The sequence below is a fragment of the Nonomuraea sp. NPDC050691 genome, assembly GCF_040654455.1.
Classification (GTDB): Bacteria; Actinomycetota; Actinomycetes; order Streptosporangiales; family Streptosporangiaceae; genus Nonomuraea.
Map to the genome: position 1 here is coordinate 1 of NZ_JBFAIA010000386.1, position 1,072 is coordinate 1,072.

At 57.6% G+C, this 1,072-nt stretch carries 1 rRNA gene; it reads right to left on the reverse strand.

Going from position 1 to position 1,072, the window contains the following annotated elements:
- Nucleotides 1–1,072: ribosomal RNA gene (locus AB0H81_RS44970) — 23S ribosomal RNA — on the reverse strand; the annotation flags it as partial.

The following is a 1,072-nucleotide window of genomic DNA, read 5'->3' on the forward strand; positions in this document are numbered from 1 at the left end:
CGAGCATCTTTACTCGTAATGCAATTTCGCCGGGTCTGTGGTTGAGACAGCGGGGAAGTCGTTACGCCATTCGTGCAGGTCGGAACTTACCCGACAAGGAATTTCGCTACCTTAGGATGGTTATAGTTACCACCGCCGTTTACCGGCGCTTAAGTTCTCACCTTCGCACAGCAAGCTGCGCTAAGCGGTCCCCTTAACGTTCCGGCACCGGGCAGGCGTCAGTCCGTATACATCGTCTTACGACTTCGCACGGACCTGTGTTTTTAGTAAACAGTCGCTTCCCCCTGGCCACTGCGACCCCCACCAGCTTCGGAGGCACGCTCCTACACCGGCAGAGGTCCCCCTTCTCCCGAAGTTACGGGGGCAATTTGCCGAGTTCCTTAACCACAGTTCACCCGATCGCCTTGGTATTCTCTACCTGACCACCTGAGTCGGTTTAGGGTACGGGCCGCCACAACACTCGCTAGAGGCTTTTCTCGGCAGCATAGGATCATCCACTTCGCCACAATCGGCTCGGCATCACATCTCAGGATACATGCGAGGCGGATTTGCCTACCTCACTCCCTACATGCTTACCCCAGGACAACCATCGCCTGGGCTGGACTACCTTCCTGCGTCACCCCATCGCTTACCTACTACCCAATCAGGCCGAGCGTTCACTCTGACGGCCGTCCCGAAGGACAACCCGAGCTAAGGACTCTTAGTATCAAGGGGTTCGATATGGGCGCGTTGAAGCGGGTACGGGAATATCAACCCGTTGTCCATCGACTACGCCTGTCGGCCTCGCCTTAGGTCCCGACTTACCCTGGGCGGATTAGCCTGCCCCAGGAACCCTTGGTCATCCGGCGCGAGGGTTTCTCACCCTCGATTCGCTACTCATGCCTGCATTCTCACTCGCACAGCTTCCACGACTGGATCACTCCGCCGCTTCACCAGCTGCACGACGCTCCCCTACCCACCCACCACACAAGGTGGTGAGTGCCACGACTTCGGCGGTGTACTTGAGCCCCGCTACATTGTCGGCGCGGAATCACTTGACCAGTGAGCTATTACGCACTCTTTCAAGGGTGGC